This window comes from Halopiger aswanensis, assembly GCF_003610195.1.
GTDB lineage: Archaea > Halobacteriota > Halobacteria > Halobacteriales > Natrialbaceae > Halopiger > Halopiger aswanensis.
On record NZ_RAPO01000003.1, the window covers coordinates 252,928 to 270,819 of the forward strand.

Genomic DNA, 17,892 nt, shown 5'->3' on the forward strand with positions numbered 1-17,892 from the left:
GAAGGTGCTAAATAGATAGAAAGTATATTTAACCCCGATCAACCCGTACGAAGAAATGGCGATCTGCGATAGGCTATCGCCACCCCCAATCCCCCACCCCCACTTGCTTCGGACGACTCGTTCTCGAGCGTAGCGGCTGCGTCGCGAGCGTGCGCGCGAACTCGTTTTGAGAGGGTACTACCGCGGCCGTGACTGCGAGTCGATCGCGTCGTCCCACTCGATCCAGTCCTGCTCCCAGCCGCGTCGCGACTCCGCGCGACGCTGGGCGTGTTCGACGTCCTCGCGGGCCGTTCGATTGCGTTCGACGGCGCCGGACTGTTCGCCGTCCACGAGCAGCGGATCGAAGGCGACGGGACCGCGCTGCTCGCGCTCCCCGTCGGCCGTCACGACCTCGAGGCGCTGGGACTGCGAGCCCCGCGGGAACACGAGGCGGCCGTCGTCCGCCAGTTGCCTGCGCAGCGCCCGCGGCGGATCGACGGCCGCGGCCTCGAGCAGGATGCGGTCGAACGGGGCGTACTCGGGGAGGCCGTCGGCGCCGTCGCGGCAGTCGACGAGGACGCCCTCGTAGCCGGCCGACGCGAGGTTGCCGCGGGCCTCGTAGACGAGCGGGCGGGCGATGTCGACGGCGTGGACGTTCGCGTCGCCGACGAGTTCGGCCGCGACGGCGGCCGTGTAGCCGACGCCGGCGCCGACGATCAGCACGGAGTGGCCGTCCTCGAGGTCGAGCGCCTGGAGCATTCGGGCGGCCGTGCTCGGCGCGAGCACGCGGGTGCCGAAGGCCTCGTGTTCGCGATCGGCGTAGGCGGCCCGCTCGTCGTCGATAAATTCGTGGCGGGGGACGTCTCGCATGGCGACGGCGACGGCCTCGTCCTGGAGGACGTCCTTGGCGGCGGACTCGAGGCCGTCGACCATGTCTTCCCGGAGTACCGCGGGGTCCATACTCGCGGTATTCGATCGGCGGTTATGAATGGCGCGCTTGCGCTACCCACCCTGGTTCGTGCAGTCGTGCGGTTTCGAGGTCGCGACCGTAGCGTTAGCCGCGCATCTGTACGAACCGAACGCCGCCGTGTTCGGTCCGCTCGAGCGACCCGTCTTCGCGCTTGTCGGCCTGCACGAGCGTCTGGTGACCGGCGCCGACGGGAGCGAGGATGCGGCCGCCGGGCCGGACCTGTTCGACGACCGGCTCCGGCAGCTCCCGCGTCGCGCAGGTGACGTAAGCTGCGTCGTATGGTGCGTGGGTCGGCCAGCCGTCGCGCCCGTCGCCGACGCGGACGGCGACCGCGTCGTAGCCCGTCTCCGCGAGTCGCTCGCGGGCCTGCTCGGCGAGGTCCTCGCCGTACTCGACGCTGTAGACGTGCTCCGCGCCGACGATCTCGGCGGTGACCGCGGCGTGGTAACCGCAGCCGGTCCCGATCTCGAGCACCTCGTCGCCGGGCTCTAGGTCGAGTCGGTCGGCCATGACCGCGACCATGTGGGGTGCGCTGATCGTCTGTCCGTCGGCGATCGGTAGCGGCCGGTCCGCGTAGGCGTTGCGCCGCCGATCCGGCGGGACAAACTCGTGGCGCGGAACCGCCTCGAGGGCCTCGAGGACCCGGTCGTCCGCGACTCTGTGAGCGACGGTTCGGGCCATTCGCTCGCGGGCGGCTTCGTACTCGCCGTCGTCGGCATCGGCGTCGCCGTCGGGACTCGAGCGGAATCGATCGAACATGCCCGAGACTAGCACGGCGCCGGCAATAGGATGTTGGGCGCGAATGCCGGCAGCGATCGAATTCCCGGCGAGACCCGTTCGGACCGTCGATACGCGAGGGGCCGATCGCCGTCGAGTGCACTCGTGCTCGCGCTCGCACTCGCCGACGCGACGCCGAGAGATGACAGCGGCCGAACGCGATCGAGCGCGGGTAAAAAGGCCTATGTGCGCCCTTTCGAATACTCGCTGCTATCGCTCGAGATATGGATTCTCTCCGGACGCTCCTTCGCTCGCAACGGTCGCTGCTCGTCGTCCTCGCCGCGACGGTCGCCGGCGTGGCGGTCCCCCACTTCGCCGCCCCGCTGCAACCGATCATCCCGCTGCTCGTCGCGGGACTGATCTTCACCTCGTTTTACGGGTTCAGCCTCGGCGAGATGACGGGCCGAAACGCCTCGCTGCCGGTCCTCGTCTCGCTGGCCGGGCTCTACCTGCTCACGCCGCTCGCGCTGTATCCGATCGCCGCCGCGGTGCTGTCCGGGGAGGCGCTGCTCGGCGTGTTGATCGTCCTCGCCGCGCCGCTGACCGCCGGTAGTTCGATCATCTGGACGCGCCTGAGCGGCGGGAACACGTTCCTGGCGACGGTGATCGCCCTCCTGTCGCTGTGTCTGTCGCCGCTCGTGATGCCCTCGATCGTCGCCGCGTTCGCCGGCTCGACGGTCGATATCGACGCGGCCGGGATCGTCGTCGAACTCGCCGCCATCGTCGCCGGCGGCGGCGTCCTCGCCCGCCTGGTCCCGAACGGCGCCGTCTCCGACGACCGGCTGGACGCGTTCTCCCTCGCGACGATGGGTGTCCTAATCTACGCGGGTGTCGGCGCCTCGAGCAGCTCCATCGACATCGTGCAGCTGGCATTCGTGAGCGGGCTCGCGGTGGCCGCACTGGGTCTCAGCGCGGGACTGGCATACGCGCTGTACGCACGCGGAGCACGCAGTGACGACTGCATCACCGTGCTCTTCTCGAGTTCGATGAAGAACCTGAGCGTGTCGGTGATGGTCGGCGCGACCGTCGGCAGCGGCGCGGTGATCGCCAGCATCACCGCGTTCCACGTGGCCCAGCAGCTCGTGAGCAGTTCGCTCGTCACCCGGCTCGCCTCGAGCGGCACAGCCCGGTCGTCGGCGACCGTGACCGCTGCTCGCGCCGACGATTAGCCGTGGAGAATCGCGGAGAAAACGAGGTTACCAGGCCGACCAGGCGCTGGTCGTCTGATCGTAGGCGTAGACGCGCTTTGCGTCCTTCGCGAGGACCGTGTCGCCCTCCATCTCGTAGCGGTCGCGGTCGTAACCGGTCGCGTCGTCGCGGACGACGAAGGCGTCGATCTCGATCTCGTCGTCGCCGAACTCCTCAACCGCGCCGACCTCGAACTCGTAGTCGCCCGGCACGTGGACCGTAATCGAGCGGCTGTCGTCGCGCCGGCCGTCCTGCGGGTGAACCGTGACGTTGACCGCGACGTTGTCGACCTCGCGGGTCCAGACCGTCGCGACCTCGTCGACCGGCGCCTCCTCGACGCGGCGGTGGCCCTCGAGTTCGACGCTGGTCACGCGGACGGTCGAGAGGACCTCCTCGGTCTCTAAGATGAACTCGTCGCCGACCTCGACGGTCTCGTCCTCGGGGGTCGTGACGTTCGCGGTGAAGGACTCGCCCTCCTGCGAGACGACGACGTCGAGAGTGACCTCGCTCTCCTGTTCGGGCTGTACCTTGTGGACGTGTCCGCACTCGCTGCAGCGAACGGTGACGGTCCCGCCGCCCTCGCTGGCGGTCAGGACCTCGTGGACCGTCTCGAGCTCCGGCGAGCACGAGGGGCAGGGCGTGGGGACCCGGTCGGGGATCTCCGATGTATCGCTCATAGCACGCTCTAGACGCCACGCATTGAAAAGGCGATTGGACCGGCCTCGCCACCGCTGGTTTCGAACCGTCTCGAGTCCGAGCGGTGCGACGCGGTCTCACTCGCCGACGTGTGCCACCCGCTGGCCCGCGTGGACGTACGTCTCCTCGCGGGTTTCGGCCGCGGTCCGCGGATGGTCGGTGCGAACGTCGCTGAACCGGATCGGGAGCCCCATCCCGAGGAAAAAGGACGACCGATCCTGCAGGTGGAAGTGAAGGTGCGGTTCGGTCGTGTTTCCGGAGTTACCACAGCGCGCAACCTGCTGCCCCCGTTCCACGCGCTCGCCGGGTTCGACGGCGACGCTGCCGCGCTGGAGGTGCGCCAGCACGCTGTACTCGCCGTTCTCGTGGTCGATCACGACGTGGTTCCCGAGAATGGAGCGCTGGAGCGGATCCATCCAGCCGTTCGTCCGGTGGTAGTCGCGGTGATTGTCCCGGGTGCTCACGACGACGCCGTCGGCCGGCGCGAGGATCGGCTCGCCGAAGCAGTAGTACTCCTCGGGCGGCCCGCGCTCGCCCGCCGTCGTGCGGCCGGCCTCGTCGGTGATCACGAAGTCGTAGGCGTACCGCTGGGTGAGCAGCCCCCACGAGTGGGAATACTCCCGATCCGGGCTGCCGTTGACGACGGTCCAGGTCCCCTCGAGCGGCAGCCGGTAGTCGACGTCGCTCTCGTAGGTCTCCGCCGACGGCAGATCGCCCCGGTAGCGGGCGACGATCGGGATGTGACCGGCCAGTTGGAGCAGTCCCGTCACGAGGAGGATCGGCTGGAACTGCAGGACGAGCATCGAAACGAGGGCGCGAGCGTTGACGGCTCGATCGCCCGAATCGATCCAGTCGGTCGGTTCCACTTCGTCGGCGGCAGCCTCGGCTTCGGCGCCGGGTTCGGTCTCGGTACCGGTCGCGTTCCTCACCGCACCGTAGACGAGCCCGCCGATTCCGGCGACCAGCGGCCACAGTCCGGCGAGGAAAAAGAGTGCGAACACCTGCAGCCCCTCGAGCGGTTCGTACAGGAACCCGGGCACCGAGAGGAAGCCGAGGGTCGCGATCAGCGTCGGGCTCGGAAAGAGCCGGCGGATACCCGACAGTCGCTCCGAGTCGTCGGCGGGTTCGGGTTCGGGATCGGGTGCGAGCGGGTGGCGCGTCTCCATGCGCTGACACTTGCACCGGCGAGCGAATCAAGCTTTGGCGAAAGGAATTTCTATAGACTGTCTGTCACTCGTCCGTTGCAGGCTGGTCGATCTCGAGGGCGACGACCTGCGCCGTCCCGTCGATCGTCGCACGCACCTGCGCCTCGCCGACGTCGACGCTCAGTCGGACGCGTTCCGGTTCGTCGTCGGCTACGAGGATCGTAATCTCCCCGTCGCCGCTGACGACCTCGAGGTCCCACCAGTACTGGCTGCGGATCGGCCGACCCTGCCGGTGATAGAGCGCATCGACTCGCGGATGGGTGAACAGGACGAAGCCGACCGGAGCGTCCCACTGGGCGCCGCAGGCGTCACAGCGTGCGGTAAATCGAACGGACCGGCCGTCGACGGCGGCAGTAGTACTGTCACCGTTGTCCGTCTCAATCCCCTCGAGGAGCCGAATCCCGGGCTCGACCGGCGAATAACACTCCGAACACGTTCCGTCCGCGACCAGTTCGTACGACTGCACGGCGAGCGTCGTCGCCAGGTCGACGATGTCCTCGAGCGAGGCGTCGGCGGCGGCGGCGTTCGGCGGAAGCGCCCAGAGAAACAACGGGTGGTCGTTCTCGCAGGTTACCTCGAGGATACCGTCCCGGTAGCTCGCGCGGGCCGTCGTCCCGCAGCGGCCGCAGGTGCTGTCGAGGGTGGCGGGGCCGCGCTGTTCCCGGTCGGTGTAGGTGCCGGCGATGATCGCGTTGATCACCTCCGAACCGGCGTACGTGAGGCGGTAGCCGCGGTCGCCGTCCGCACCCGAGGCGGTCTCGTCCGCGTCGCCCCCGTCGTCCCCGTCGCACTTCTCGATGAACTGCCCCCGAAGCTGCTCGAGATGGTATCGGAACTGCCCGGAATCCCTGATCCCGACGGTCTTTCGCAGCGTCGAGAACCGGACGACGGGCTCGGCGGTTCCCGTTTCCGCGCCCGCCTGCGCGTGCTCGAGAAACGCCCGCAGGATCTCGACGCGGATCGGATTCCCGAGCGCGGCGAAGGCGTCTGCGGGCTCGAGGTCGAGCCGCGATTCCTGGTCGTCCTCGTTCCGCGTGTCGGGCATTGAACAGGACGACGCGCTCGAGCGACTTTAACGTTCGACGGAGAATCGAAGACAGGACGTCGACGCTACCGCTCGCTCGGCGTCGGCAGGTCGATCTGTTCGCCGTCGACGAAGACCGTCGGGTCGCGGACGATGCCGTCGAGGTGCAGCGGCGCTTCCGTCTCGCCGCCGATACCGGCGTTGTCGCCGATGGCGATGTGGATCGTCCCGGCGGCCTTCTCGTCCAGCAGGACCGAGCCGACGAGGTCCGTGACGCCGACGTTCGTCCCGATCCCCAGTTCCGCGAGGTTGTATGCCGCGTCGCCGACTTCTTCGGCCGCCTCCTCGACCTGCCGGCGGATTTCGTCGTCCGAAATCTCGGTGACGAGACCGTCCTCGACGACGAACTCGAGTTCCTGGCCCTCCTCGAGCAGCCCGTGGGGGCGCATCGTCCCGTCGACGACGTAGGTGCCGTCGGCGGACTCGGGGCTGATGAACACCTCGCCGGCGGGGAGATTGGAGAAGGAACCGGGTTCGCTCACGTCGCCGGTGTCGTCGAACCAGTCGCGATCGCCCAGCGTGAACGTGATGTCGGTTCCGCGGTCGGTCGTGACCCGCACCTCGTCGGCGCCGGCGACGCGCTCGAGCATGCGCTCGCACTCCTCGCGGATGCGGTCGTAGTCGGCGTCGAGGCCGGTGAGGAACACCTCCTCGGTGATCCCCGGCAGGGTCGCGCCGCGGGCGCCGGCCTCGGTCGCCTCGGACCGGGCGCGGGTGTGGCTCAGGCTCTTCGTCGTCGGCGCGAGGAAGGCGTCGGCGCCGCGCATGGCAGCCGCGACGGGTGCCGGCGGTTCGGCGCCGTGCTGCTCGCCCGGCGGATACCGGACGATCGTCGCGTCGTCGGTGATCTCGCTTGCAACTTCGTAGAGGACGTCGCCGATAGGTTCGCGCTTGTCGTCGGTGACGACGACGCAGGACTCGTCGGCCTCGAGTTCGAGACACTGCTCGACGGCCGTCCGGGCCGCCGTTCGACGGTCGGCATCTGAGTCAGCAGAATCGGACATGCCTCAATGTGGGGCAAGCGCCGGGTTATGTCTTCCCTTCGCGGGAATTCCGTTTCCGTTTCCGTTCGCGCTCGGCGGGCTCGGTCGTTCCCTCGTCGCGCGCCTGGACGGTCCGCCGAAGCGCGTCGTGGCTCTGTCCGCGCGTCGCGCCCTTCGAGAGGCGAACCCCGTCGAACGTCGCCGTCGTCGGATCCTCGCTCGAGCCGACGGAGCCGACGTGATCCATCTGATAGGCGACGTGCGTCAGGTAGCCGAGCGCGAGCGTCAGCCCGGCGAACGACGCCCAGACGCCGATCGGCGAAAGGTCGGCTGCGCCGACGCCGATCCCGACGACGACGAAGACGAACGAATCGACGATCAGCAACACCGTGATCGTGACGAGCACGTCGTTGACCGCCGTCACCGCGGCGTTGTACTCGATCCACTCGCCGTAGCTGCGCACGAGTCGCTCGGCGAACGCGGCGTCGGAAAGCGCCGCCTCGAGTGCGTCCCGGCCGACGCCGCCGCGCAGGTTCGAGGTGGTGTAGGTGACGCCGGCGATCGCCGTCGAGACGAGCATGAGGACGGCGCCGAACGCGGTGTGGGGATTGACGAACGCGCGCACGTCGATGTCGGTCTGGCCGACGACCGACAGCCCCGTGACGAAGACCCCGATGATCAGCAGGTTCGCCTTCAGAATCTCGATCGCCTTGGCGTCGATCTCTCGCAAGCGCTCGACCTGGTAGTCGAAGGTCGTCCGCGCTTCCTCGAGGGCGAGCGCGCGGGTGTCCGGATCGACGCCGCCGGGGCCGTCGTCGCGGACGCCGTCGCCGCCGATACTGCCGCTCGAGTCCCCCGCGTCTACTGCCCGGTCGTCGGAACCGGAATTGGAATCCGAATCGCTGTCGATCTCGCTCTCGGTCGCCACTGCGAACGGATGGACGCGCTGCGACCAAGAATGTAGTGGACGATGAAATTCGAAATCGGAACGACCGCGGCCGCCTACGCCTCGCGTTGCAGCACGTCGACGCCGACGAGTCCCTCGCCGGTCAGCGCGCGGACGTAGGCACCGCCGGCGACCGAGACGTGGCCGAAGTCGTCTTCCTCGAGGCCGTACAGTTCGATCGAGCGGGAGGTGTCGCCGCCGCCGATCACGGAGAAGCAGTCGGTCTCGGCGATCGCGGAGAGCACGTCGACGGTGCCGTCGGCGAACCGTTCGTCCTCGAAGACGCCCAGTGCGCCCTTGACGAAGACGGCGTCCGACTCGCGGACGAGGTCGGCGTACTCGTCGGCGGTGTCGGAGCCGACGTCCAGGTAGGAGGTCTCCTTCTCGATGTCCGCGACCGCTTCCTCGGCGCGCTCGCCGTCGTCGTCTTCGTAGGCGAGGTCGCTCGCGAGGTGCAGGCGGTCGCCGTACTCCTCGAGAACGCGCTCGATGGTCTCCCGGTGGTCCGCCCACTGGTGGTCGAAGAACTCGGTTCCCTCGACGTCGTAGCCGAGGTCGTAGCCGTCGGCCCGGAGGAACAGTTCGCCGACGATGCCGCCCAGACAGAACCGGTCGACGGTGTCGTCGACCCGCTCGATGACGGGGATGAGGTCCTCGGCCTTCGTGCCGCCCAGCACCATCGTGACGGGGCCGTCGAACTCTCGCTCCTGGATCGCGGAGTTTGCGGTGTACTCGGCCTCCATCACGCGGCCCGCGTAGGCGTCCATCACGAGCGGGAAGCCGACCAGCGAGGCGTGCGAGCGGTGGGCCGCCGAGTAGGCGTCGTTGACGTAGGCGTCGAACTCGGGTGCGAGGGTCTGGACGAAGTCGGTTTCGGCCTTGACCTCCGGGTCCTCCTCGGGGAGTTCCTCGTCGCACATCCGTGCGTTCTCGAGCACGAGCACGTCGCCGCTTTCGAGGTCGTCGATGGCCGCGAGCGCGTCGTCGCCGAAGGTGTCGGCGACGAAGTCGACGTCCCGATCGAGGTGGTCCGCGAGGATGTCGGCGTGTTGCTCCAGCGAGACGAAGGTGTCCCGACCGGGTCGGCCCTGGTGGGCGAGGACGGCGATCGCGTGGTCGTCCTCGAGCAGTTCCGCGAGCGTCTCCGCGTGGCGGGCGAACCGGCGGTTATCCTGGACGACCCCGTCCTCGACGGGGGCGTTGATGTCGATGCGTACCAGTAGCTGCTGTCCTGCCTCGAGGTCGTCGAGCGTCTTGAACGTCGTCATGGTGTTGATCGTAGCGAAAAGAGGGCTGCGAACGGGCTTAAAAGTTCGATAGACGGGGACGGGATGGGGCGGGGTGTCGACTTACTGCGCGACCGCTTCCTCGGCGTCGACGTCGTCCGCTTCGGCGGCGACGTACGTCGCGAGGTCGAGCATGCGGTTCGAGAAGCCGAACTCGTTGTCGTACCAGGTCAGGACCTTCACGAGGCCGTCCTCGAGCACCATCGAGGCCTCCAGGTCGACGTACGAGGAGAACGGCAGGCCGATGATGTCCCGCGAGACGATCTCCTCGTCGGTGTAGCCCAGAATGCCGGCGAGTTCGTTGTCCGCGGCGTCGCGGAAGGCCTCTTCGAGTTCCTCCTTCGTGACGTCTTCCTCGAGGTCGACGGTGAAGTCCGTGATCGAGCCGTTCGGGACGGGGACGCGGATCGCCATGCCGTCGAGTTTGCCCTCGAGTTCGGGCAGGACTTCGGTGGCGGCGATCGCGGCGCCGGTCGTGGTCGGGATGATGTTCTCGGCGGCGGCGCGGCCGCGGCGGCGCTTGCTCGAGGGACCGTCGACGATGCTCTGGGTGCCGGTGTAGGCGTGGACGGTCGTCAGCAGACCGGACTCGATGCCGAACTCCTCGTCGAGCACCTTCGCGACGGGCGCGACGGAGTTGGTCGTACAGGAGGCGTTCGAGACGATATCCTCGCCGTCGTACTCGTCGTGGTTGACGCCGTAGACGAACATCGGGACCTCCTTCTCGCCCTTCGGCGGCGCGGAAATGACGACCTTGTCGGCACCGGCTTCAAGGTGCTGGGATGCGTCGTCGTAGGTACGGAACAGGCCGGTCGCCTCGAAGGCGACGTCGATGTCGAGTTCGTCCCAGGGCAGCTGGGACGGGTCGCGCTCGGAGAGCAGTTCGATCTCGCGGTCGCCGATGTGGAGCGTGTCGCCGTCGCGGGAAACCTCGTCGAGTCGCCCGTGAACCGAGTCGTACTGGAGCAGATACTCCATGTCGTCCGCGTCCATCACGTCGTTGATGGCGACGATCTCGACGTTGTCGTAGGACAGCGACGCGCGCAGGACGTTACGCCCGATTCGGCCGAAGCCGTTCAGGCCGATCCGAAGCGCACCGTCCGACCCCGCGCCACCGCTGTACGAATGTTCACTCATATCCGAGTAGTACGCGCCCCGTCGTTAAAGTTGTTGCCCCTTTCGAAACGTTGGTGAACGATCGGTATAGATCTGTCAGCATCCCGGCGGCTACCGGAAGTTTTCATACTACCACATTCCTTATATGTGGGTATCCCTTGGTGTGTACTAGTTCACACACTCCCCTATTGCGATTTGACTCGAGTAACTCAATTTCGAGTTAAGATCTATCAATTTCCTGCAAAACAGTTATGAGCGTTCGCGGTGGAGAACGATCCGTATGATACGGGTCGGAATCAACGGGTACGGAACAATCGGCAAACGCGTTGCGGACGCGGTCCGCGCACAACCAGACATGACGGTCCACGGGGTTGCGAAACGGAGTCCGGACTACGTCGCAGTCGGAGCCGCGGAGGCGGACTACGCCGTCTACGCCGCCGACGCGGACCGCGCCGACGGGTTCCGTGAAATCGGCATCGACCTGGCCGGCACGGTCGACGACCTCGTCGCGGAAAGCGACGTGATCGTCGACGCCACGCCCTCCGGCATCGGCGCCGAGAATCGCCCGCTGTACGAACGCCACGACACCCCCGCGATCTTTCAGGGCGGCGAGGACGCGACCGTCGCCGAAGTGAGCTTCAACGCTCGAGCGAACTTTGCAGAAGCCGAGGACGCCGACTACGCCCGCGTCGTCTCCTGCAATACGACTGGACTCTCCCGGTTCCTCGCACCGCTGCACGAAACCTACGGCATCGACAAGGCCCGCGTCACGCTGGTCCGGCGGGGCGGCGACCCCGACCAGACCGGCCGCGGTCCGATCAACGACACGGTTCCGGACCCGGTCTCGATCCCCTCCCACCACGGCCCCGACGTCCAGACCGTTTTCCCCGAACTCGACATCGACACCATCGGCCTGAAGGTCCCCACGACGATGATGCACGTCCACGCCGTCAACGTCAGCCTCGCGGAGGAGCCCGACGGCGTCGACGACGTTCGCGACCAGTTCCGCGCGGAGGATCGACTCCTCACGATCCCGGAGTACGCCGGCATCGACGGCGCCGGGACGCTCAAGGACTTCGCGATGGACGCCGGCCGTCCCCGCGGCGATATCTGGGAGAACTGCATCTGGGGCGAGTCGATCACGCTGCAGGGACGGGACCTGTACTGCATGCAGGCGATCCACCAGGAAGCCGACGTGGTGCCGGAAAACGTCGACGCGATCCGGGCGCTCACCGGACTGCTCGACGGTCCCGAGAGCCGATCGTTGACGAACGAGACGCTCGGCATCGATCTCGGTCGGCTCCGCGGCCGCGAGAATCCGACGACCGAGCAGCAAGCCGCAGAGCGAGTGTCGTCGGACGACTGAAACGCACACTCGCAGCCGCACCGAAGCGCGCCCGCCTCGGCAGGCACAGCGACGACCCCTCGAGCACCGGCCGCCGCTCATCGATCGAAGCGCGGGGAAAGTTTTTGCACCTTCCCTTCTTATGCACACCCATGCGCCGAGACGACCGCGACGAACCCTTCGACGACCTGTTTCGCGAAATCGAACGGATGATGAACGAGATGATGAACGGTGCCGACGGGAACGTCGACTTCAACACCTCGAGCAACGCTGACAGCGGCTTCGGCGCGGACACCCACGTCGACATCCACGAGACCGACGAGGAGATCCGCGTCGTCGCGGACCTCCCCGGCGTGGAAAAGGACAATATCGAACTCGAGTGTGACGGCAAGACCCTGACCATCTCCGCCGGCAGCGACCACCGCCAGTACGACGAGCGCGTCTCGCTGCCGACCCGCGTCAACGAACACACCGCCTCCGCAACGTACAACAACGGCGTGCTCGAGGTCGTCTTCGACCCCGCCGAGGAATCGTCCGACATCAGTCTCGAGTAAGCGGGACGTCGCGGTCACCGTCGCGGCTGTGTGCTGCTTCGTCGGCCGGACCGCGATCGCATCGTTGCGTCACGAATTCAGTTTCGGCTCCGGCGCCGACCCGCCTTCTTCGACCGGCACCCGACAGCCGCCAGCGGACCGCACGGTGCCGAGGCGCCGGGGGCCGAGTGCCTACACGTCCTCTGCAGTCGACCGAATCGCAGCCGCGAGTCGATCGTAAAAGTCCGGCTCGTACTTCGTCGCCTCGTCGATCGTCGGCCGGGCGTTCGTCTCGTTGACCACCAGCCGATCCTCGGTCTCGAGCAGATCGACGCCCAAAAACGGTATCTCGAGCTCCGCGGCGACCCGCTCGGCCAGCTCGCGGTGCTCGTCCGGTAGTTCAACTCCTGTCGCTTCCGCTCCGCGGTGAACGTTGTGCTTCCACTGTCCCTCGGACACAGCTTCGTCAGGCAGCCGTCGCTCGACCGCACCGACGTACTCGCCCTCGAGGACCATCACCCGGTAGTCGACGGCGTCGGGCAGGTACTCCTGCACCAGAAACGAGCGGTCCCCCGTCGCCTTGTAGTCGTGAACCAGCGAGAGGTAGTCGCAGATGCCCAAAAACGAGTCGAGGTCGTGGGCCTTCGCGACCCCGACGCCCCGCGTGGTCGAGTTCGGCTTGACCACCACCGGCGGCTCGAACCGCTCGAAGACGTCGGTTAGCTCGCCCTCCGAGACGTCGTTCGAGACGTACACCGACCGCGGCACCGGCAGGTCGGCCCGCTCGAGGCGCGCGAGCACCTCGGCCTTGTTCCGCGAGGTGAGCACCGTCTCGTGGTCGTTGAGCCACGGGATCTCGAGGAAGGCGTCGGCGACGCCGCCCTCCATGAGCCGCCCGGGGTAGACGAAGCCGACGTCGTACTCGTCGGGCCCCCACGGCGGCTCGGTTAGGTCCACTACGCGCTCGCTCGCGGGCACGTGATGGACCCGAATGCCGCGCTCGGCCAGCGGCTCCCCCATCCGCTGAAACGTTTCCTGATCGTTGGCGACGGCGAGATCGATCATACTCGACCCTCGGGAACAGAGGAGCAAAAAGGTGCTCGAGACGGGTCACGCAAGCGAGGGATACTGACTGGCACAAGTCACGACGTCGGCCGGGAGCGCGCCTCGAGCACCGTGAGAGCCGCGCGACTCGGGGGAGGGTAGGCTACCGCACTACTATCGACCGCGAGTGAGCGAAGCGAACGAGCGGGCCGACGCCTGATGTGAACGAGCGACTGCGGCGCTTGCGCCGCTACAGAGCGAGTGAACGGAAGGAGGAGTGCTTTTAATCGAAATTTTACCGAGCGTCGGTACGACGGACGCCAGCTATGCTGGCGTCGTCGAACCAGAGCGCAGCGTAAAATTTCGTTCTGTTTTACGCGATCAGCTTCTCTTCGCCCTTCTCGACGACGATACGGCACGGCGGCGAGATCTTGTTGTAGGCGCGGCGGAACGCGTCCTTGGCGAACTCGGCGTCGTCGACGTCACACCAGACGGTGAAGATGCGCTCGCCCTCGTCGATGCGGGCGGCGGTACCGACGATCTTCCCGAACGCCTGGCGCATCCCGTCGGAAACACGGTCTGCACCCGCACCGGTCGCCTGCTTGTTCTCCCGGATGACGTGGTGGGGGAACTTGCGCAGGATCATCTTGTAGTTGTTCTCGCCGGCGTTTTTCAGCATGTGGCGGTTCGCCGACAGGCGCGAGGCCTCGAGCGATCCGTGACGGATCTGGACCTCTTCCTCGGTAACGAGGCTGATCTGGATCGGGTAATCCTCGGGATCGGCGCTGATGTCGCCCATCTTGTGCTGTGCGATCTTCGAGCCCGGGATGCCAGTAATGTACTCGCGGCGGGTGTATGCCGGCTTACTGATCTCCCGGTACATGGAGGCAGGTTTGTCGGACATGGTGGTTACTTACGAAAACGGAGGCCTACCGTGCGGATAAAGGCTTCGAACCGTCGCGTCCAGCAGGGCGGCTACCGAGGCAAGAACGGGGATGAAGCGTGAGAAACGGTCGCATTCTGGCGGGCGCCCGAGGTCGAACCGCAGAGAGGGGGCAGATAGGTAGATCACATGCGCGCGGTCGGGCGCGGTTACGTGTCAAAGCTCAGTTCGCCGCCGCAACCGGCACGTACTCCGTCTCCGTCCGCTCGACGAGATTCTGCGCCGAGAGCGCCTCGAGCACGCTCAGGATCGCCATCTTCTGCATCCCCAGCGATCGGTGCAGGTCGGTCAGCGTCGCGCCGCCGGTCGCCTCGAGGAAGAGGTAGACGAGTTTCCCCTGCGAGGACTCGAGTTCGGCGGGTAAGGGGTCGATGTCGGCCGGTGAACGCTGTTGCGTTTCTGATAGCATACATCCACCGTCCACGAACTCCTGTATAACTCTATGGTGCAAGGTGGTTATACGGACTATTGGATAAGTATGTGATAATATATCTTGGATCGGAGATGACCGTCCACTATTCGAGAACGAATTCCGGTGAGAGACGCCGGAACAATCAGCGAAACCGTGGGTCAACGGCGTGTTTAAGGAGCAGCCGCGGCAATCATACAGCATGATGCGGAGCTTTCGGATCGGATCTCTGTTCGGGATCCCCATCAAGTTGGATTTCACGTTCCTGCTGGTGCTCCCGCTGTTCGCCTACCTCATCGGCGCCCAGATCGAGGAGGTCTCGGAGGTGCTCAACGTCGTGCTCGGCGCCGGGATTAACGTCGAGGCCGTAGCCGCGGGCGCGAACCCCTGGATCTTCGGCCTCGCTGCAGCGCTCGGCCTGTTCGTCGGCGTGATCCTCCACGAACTCGGCCACTCGCTGACCGCCCAACGGTACGGGTTTCCGATCGACTCGATCACCCTCTGGCTGTTCGGGGGCGTCGCCCAGTTCACCGAGATGCCCGAAGACTGGCGCCAGGAGTTCACCATCGCCATCGCTGGTCCGATCGTCTCCGTGCTTGTCGGAATCGTCTCCTACGGGCTCTTCGCCGTGACGCCCGCGGAGCTAAACGGCGTCCGATTCGTCCTGGGCTACCTCGCGATCCTGAACGTCGCGCTGGCAGGGTTCAACATGCTCCCCGCGTTCCCGATGGACGGCGGTCGCGTCCTCCGGGCGTTTCTCGCCCGCTCGAAGCCCTACGCCAAAGCGACCCAGCAGGCCGCGGGCATCGGGCGGTTCTTCGCGATCATCATGGGGCTGTTCGGGCTGTTCAACCTGAACATCATCCTCATCGGCGTCGCCTTCTTCGTCTACATCGCCGCCTCGAGCGAGGCCCAGCAGGTGACGATGAAAGCGGCCTTCCAGGACGTCACGGTCTCCGATATCATGACGCCGGCCGGCGACCTCCACACTGTCGAGCCGGACACCTCGATCGCGGACCTGATCCAGCGGATGTTCAGCGAGCGCCACACCGGCTATCCGGTCGTCGAGCGCGACGCGTACGACGGCGACCGGCTGATCGGGCTCGTGACGCTATCCGACGCGCGCGAGATCGAGCCGGTCGAGCGCGACGCATACACGGTCGAGGACGTGATGACGACCGATCTGCAGACGATCGCGCCGGATTCGGACGCGATGGAGGCGATCGATCGCATGCGCGCGAACGATATCGGTCGCCTGCTCGTCGTGGACGACGGCGACCTCGTCGGGCTGATCTCGCGGACGGACGTGATGACCGCCTTCGACATCGTTCAGAAGAGCGGCGCCCTGAATCCGTCGCGACCGCCACAGACCGCGGACTGATCGTGGACTGATCGATCCCCGGATCGGTTCAGGACTAACGAGAAAATCCGGCAAAACCGGCCGAAACCACCGTCTCGACGGCCGAGACCAATATTCTTAACCGCGGCCGGGGCCGACGATTCGGCGATGCCACCGGCCATCGAGACCGTCGATCTCGTGAAGGAGTACGGGGACTTGCGCGCCCTACAGGAGCTGTCGCTGACCGTCGAGGAGGGCGAGTTCTTCGGCCTGCTCGGGCCCAACGGCGCGGGCAAGACGACGTTCATCAATACGCTGGTCGGGCTGGTCCGCAAGACCGGCGGCGAGGCGCGAGTCTTCGGCTACGACGTCGAGGACGACTACCGCGAGGCCCGGGACGCGATCGGGCTCGCGCCCCAGGAGTTCAACGTCGACCGCTTCTTTCCGATCAAGGAGGTGCTGATGCACAAGGCCGGTTACCACGGAATCCCCGAGGACGAGGCCGCCGAACGTGCCGACGAGGTCCTCAAGCGCGTCGGCATCTACGACAAGCGCAACGAGCGCTTCGACTGGCTCTCCGGCGGGATGAAGCGCCGACTGCTGCTCGCCCGCGCGCTCGTCACCGACCCCGATCTGCTCATTCTGGACGAGCCCACGGCGGGCGTCGACGTTCAACTGCGTCACGACCTCTGGGAACTCGTCACCGAACTCAACGAGGAGGGGACGACGGTGCTGCTGACGACCCACTACATCGAGGAGGCCGAGCGCCTCTGCGATCGGGTTGCGATCATGAACGAGGGCCGGAAGGTGACCGTCGCGACGCCGGATGAACTCAAGGAACGCGGGACCGACACCATCTCGGTGCGCCTCGAGTCGGCTCCGTCGATGACGCCCGACGTGAGCGCCGAGTACGCCCACGAGACGACGCTCGACGGCGACCGGCTCGAGGTCCGCGTCGACGACGGCGGCTCGACCGCGCCGCGGCTGCTCAACGACCTCGAGGCGAAGGGCTACGAGATCGCCGACCTCGAGATCACGCGTACGTCGCTCGAGGAGATTTTCGTCGACCTTACCCGCAGCGAGGATCGGACGGTGACGCGGTCGTCGGCGTCGTCGGCCTCGAGCGGCGGTGACGGTGACAACGAGGACGGCGAGCGCGGTGACACGGCCGAACGCGAACAGGAGGGGGTCGCCTAATGCTGTCAGTCGGCTTCCGCGCCCTCTTCCGGCGCGAGGTCCTGCGGTTCGTCCGCCGCCCGAAGAACACGTTCATGCCGCCGGCGATCACGAACGTGCTCTACTTCGCCGTCTTCGGGCTCATCCTCGGCGGCCGGATCGACGAGATCGCGGGCTTCCCGTACATCCTCTTCATCGTCCCCGGGCTCATCGTCCTGGGAGCCATCTCGAACGCCTTCGAGAACGCCTCGTTCTCGATCTTCCACGGGCGGTGGAACGAGTACATCCACGAGACGCTGACCTCGCCGCTGTCCTACGCCGAGATGGTCGTCGCCTACGTCGCTGCCAGCGCGGTCCGGGGACTGATCGTCGGCGTCATCATCGCCGTCGTCGGCCGCCTGTTCGTCCCGATCAGCATCGAGCACGGCCTGTTCCTCGTCGCGACGATGGTCGTCATTACGGCGCTCTTTGCCGGCCTCGGAATCATCGGCGGCCTCGTCGCACGGGACTTCGACGACCTGACCGTCATGAACCAGTTCATCCTCCGGCCGCTGGTCTTCTTTGGCGCCGTGTTCTACTCGCTCGAGACGTTCGAGCAGGCCTGGCAGGTCCAAATTTCGCTGGTGAATCCGATGGTCTACATGGTCGACAGCGTCCGGTACGGGCTGCTGGGCTACTCGGATCTGATCGCGGTCGGCATCCTTCCGGCTCCCTACGGCAACCTCGCCCCGCTGTTCTCGCTGGGCGTGTTGACGACGGTCACGGCTGTCGTCCTCGCGATCGACATCTACCTGTTCAAGACCGGCTACGGATTGACAGACTGACCGAGAACCCGTCCTGCTGACTGGTTTCTACATTGTTCTCGACGAGGAC

Annotated in this window: 18 protein-coding genes; 6 read left to right on the forward strand and 12 right to left on the reverse strand. The window is 66.5% G+C overall.

Annotation, left to right across the window (positions count from 1 at the left end; translation table 11 throughout):
* Positions 1 to 177: 177 nt before the first annotated feature.
* Positions 178 to 939, reverse strand: a complete 762-nt coding sequence (locus ATJ93_RS15220; protein WP_120245502.1) for a protein-L-isoaspartate O-methyltransferase family protein — start codon at positions 937 to 939, stop codon at positions 178 to 180.
* A 94-nt stretch (positions 940 to 1,033) separates the two neighbouring features.
* A complete protein-coding gene (locus ATJ93_RS15225; protein WP_120245503.1) occupies positions 1,034 to 1,708 on the reverse strand; it encodes a protein-L-isoaspartate(D-aspartate) O-methyltransferase in 675 nt (224 codons plus the stop codon).
* A 242-nt stretch (positions 1,709 to 1,950) separates the two neighbouring features.
* Here ATJ93_RS15225 and ATJ93_RS15230 point away from each other — a divergent pair, with 242 nt between their 5' ends.
* Entirely contained in the window at positions 1,951 to 2,895 is a 945-nt protein-coding gene (locus ATJ93_RS15230; RefSeq protein ID WP_120245504.1) for a bile acid:sodium symporter family protein, read from the forward strand.
* A gap of 27 nt (positions 2,896 to 2,922) precedes the next feature.
* Here the strand turns inward: ATJ93_RS15230 and ATJ93_RS15235 are convergent, their stop codons facing one another.
* The 7 genes from ATJ93_RS15235 to gap all read right to left on the reverse strand — a co-directional run bounded on the left by ATJ93_RS15235 (position 2,923) and on the right by gap (position 10,251).
* The gene (locus tag ATJ93_RS15235; protein WP_120245505.1) at positions 2,923 to 3,591 is read right to left on the reverse strand and encodes an HVO_0476 family zinc finger protein; all 669 of its coding nucleotides are present in this window, start codon (positions 3,589 to 3,591) and stop codon (positions 2,923 to 2,925) included.
* 96 nt (positions 3,592 to 3,687) lie between these two features.
* On the reverse strand, positions 3,688 to 4,776 hold the full coding sequence (locus ATJ93_RS15240; RefSeq protein ID WP_120245506.1) for a M23 family metallopeptidase: 1,089 nt from the start codon (positions 4,774 to 4,776) through the stop codon (positions 3,688 to 3,690).
* 64 nt (positions 4,777 to 4,840) lie between these two features.
* Positions 4,841 to 5,860, reverse strand: coding sequence for a DUF7351 domain-containing protein (locus ATJ93_RS15245; RefSeq protein WP_120245507.1), 1,020 nt, complete (start codon positions 5,858 to 5,860; stop codon positions 4,841 to 4,843).
* A 65-nt stretch (positions 5,861 to 5,925) separates the two neighbouring features.
* The gene (locus ATJ93_RS15250; protein WP_120245508.1) at positions 5,926 to 6,903 is read right to left on the reverse strand and encodes an aminopeptidase; all 978 of its coding nucleotides are present in this window, start codon (positions 6,901 to 6,903) and stop codon (positions 5,926 to 5,928) included.
* Positions 6,904 to 6,928: 25 nt separating this feature from the next.
* Positions 6,929 to 7,810, reverse strand: a complete 882-nt coding sequence (locus tag ATJ93_RS15255) for a hypothetical protein (RefSeq protein ID WP_245977594.1) — start codon at positions 7,808 to 7,810, stop codon at positions 6,929 to 6,931.
* A 74-nt stretch (positions 7,811 to 7,884) separates the two neighbouring features.
* Positions 7,885 to 9,096, reverse strand: a complete 1,212-nt coding sequence (locus ATJ93_RS15260) for a phosphoglycerate kinase (RefSeq protein WP_120245509.1) — start codon at positions 9,094 to 9,096, stop codon at positions 7,885 to 7,887.
* Between the two features lie 81 nt (positions 9,097 to 9,177).
* A complete protein-coding gene (gene gap, locus ATJ93_RS15265; RefSeq protein ID WP_120245510.1) occupies positions 9,178 to 10,251 on the reverse strand; it encodes a type I glyceraldehyde-3-phosphate dehydrogenase in 1,074 nt (357 codons plus the stop codon).
* Positions 10,252 to 10,510: 259 nt separating this feature from the next.
* Here gap and ATJ93_RS15270 point away from each other — a divergent pair, with 259 nt between their 5' ends.
* Positions 10,511 to 11,596, forward strand: coding sequence for a type II glyceraldehyde-3-phosphate dehydrogenase (locus ATJ93_RS15270; protein WP_120245511.1), 1,086 nt, complete (start codon positions 10,511 to 10,513; stop codon positions 11,594 to 11,596).
* A 131-nt stretch (positions 11,597 to 11,727) separates the two neighbouring features.
* Positions 11,728 to 12,129 carry an Hsp20/alpha crystallin family protein gene (locus ATJ93_RS15275; RefSeq protein ID WP_120245512.1) on the forward strand — a complete coding sequence of 134 codons (402 nt, stop codon included), beginning with the start codon at positions 11,728 to 11,730 and terminating at the stop codon, positions 12,127 to 12,129.
* Between the two features lie 171 nt (positions 12,130 to 12,300).
* On the opposite strand, the gene ATJ93_RS15280 is transcribed toward ATJ93_RS15275, so the two are convergent.
* From ATJ93_RS15280 to ATJ93_RS15290, 3 genes are all read right to left on the reverse strand, one after another.
* A complete protein-coding gene (locus ATJ93_RS15280; protein WP_120245513.1) occupies positions 12,301 to 13,173 on the reverse strand; it encodes an ATP-grasp domain-containing protein in 873 nt (290 codons plus the stop codon).
* A gap of 352 nt (positions 13,174 to 13,525) precedes the next feature.
* Complete coding sequence (locus ATJ93_RS15285) at positions 13,526 to 14,056, reverse strand: 50S ribosomal protein L16 (RefSeq protein WP_120245514.1); 531 nt, start codon at positions 14,054 to 14,056, stop codon at positions 13,526 to 13,528.
* A gap of 202 nt (positions 14,057 to 14,258) precedes the next feature.
* Positions 14,259 to 14,504: a phenylalanine--tRNA ligase subunit alpha gene (locus ATJ93_RS15290; RefSeq protein WP_120245515.1), complete on the reverse strand. Its 246-nt coding sequence runs from the start codon at positions 14,502 to 14,504 to the stop codon at positions 14,259 to 14,261.
* A 202-nt stretch (positions 14,505 to 14,706) separates the two neighbouring features.
* On the opposite strand from ATJ93_RS15290, the gene ATJ93_RS15295 reads away from it, so the two are divergent.
* From ATJ93_RS15295 to ATJ93_RS15305, 3 genes are all read left to right on the forward strand, one after another.
* Positions 14,707 to 15,885 carry a CBS domain-containing protein gene (locus ATJ93_RS15295; RefSeq protein ID WP_120245516.1) on the forward strand — a complete coding sequence of 393 codons (1,179 nt, stop codon included), beginning with the start codon at positions 14,707 to 14,709 and terminating at the stop codon, positions 15,883 to 15,885.
* 126 nt (positions 15,886 to 16,011) lie between these two features.
* Positions 16,012 to 17,040: an ABC transporter ATP-binding protein gene (locus ATJ93_RS15300; RefSeq protein WP_120245517.1), complete on the forward strand. Its 1,029-nt coding sequence runs from the start codon at positions 16,012 to 16,014 to the stop codon at positions 17,038 to 17,040.
* Complete coding sequence (locus tag ATJ93_RS15305) at positions 17,040 to 17,843, forward strand: ABC transporter permease (protein WP_120245518.1); 804 nt, start codon at positions 17,040 to 17,042, stop codon at positions 17,841 to 17,843. The genes ATJ93_RS15300 and ATJ93_RS15305 overlap by 1 nt, the downstream gene beginning before the upstream one ends.
* Positions 17,844 to 17,892 lie beyond the last annotated feature (49 nt).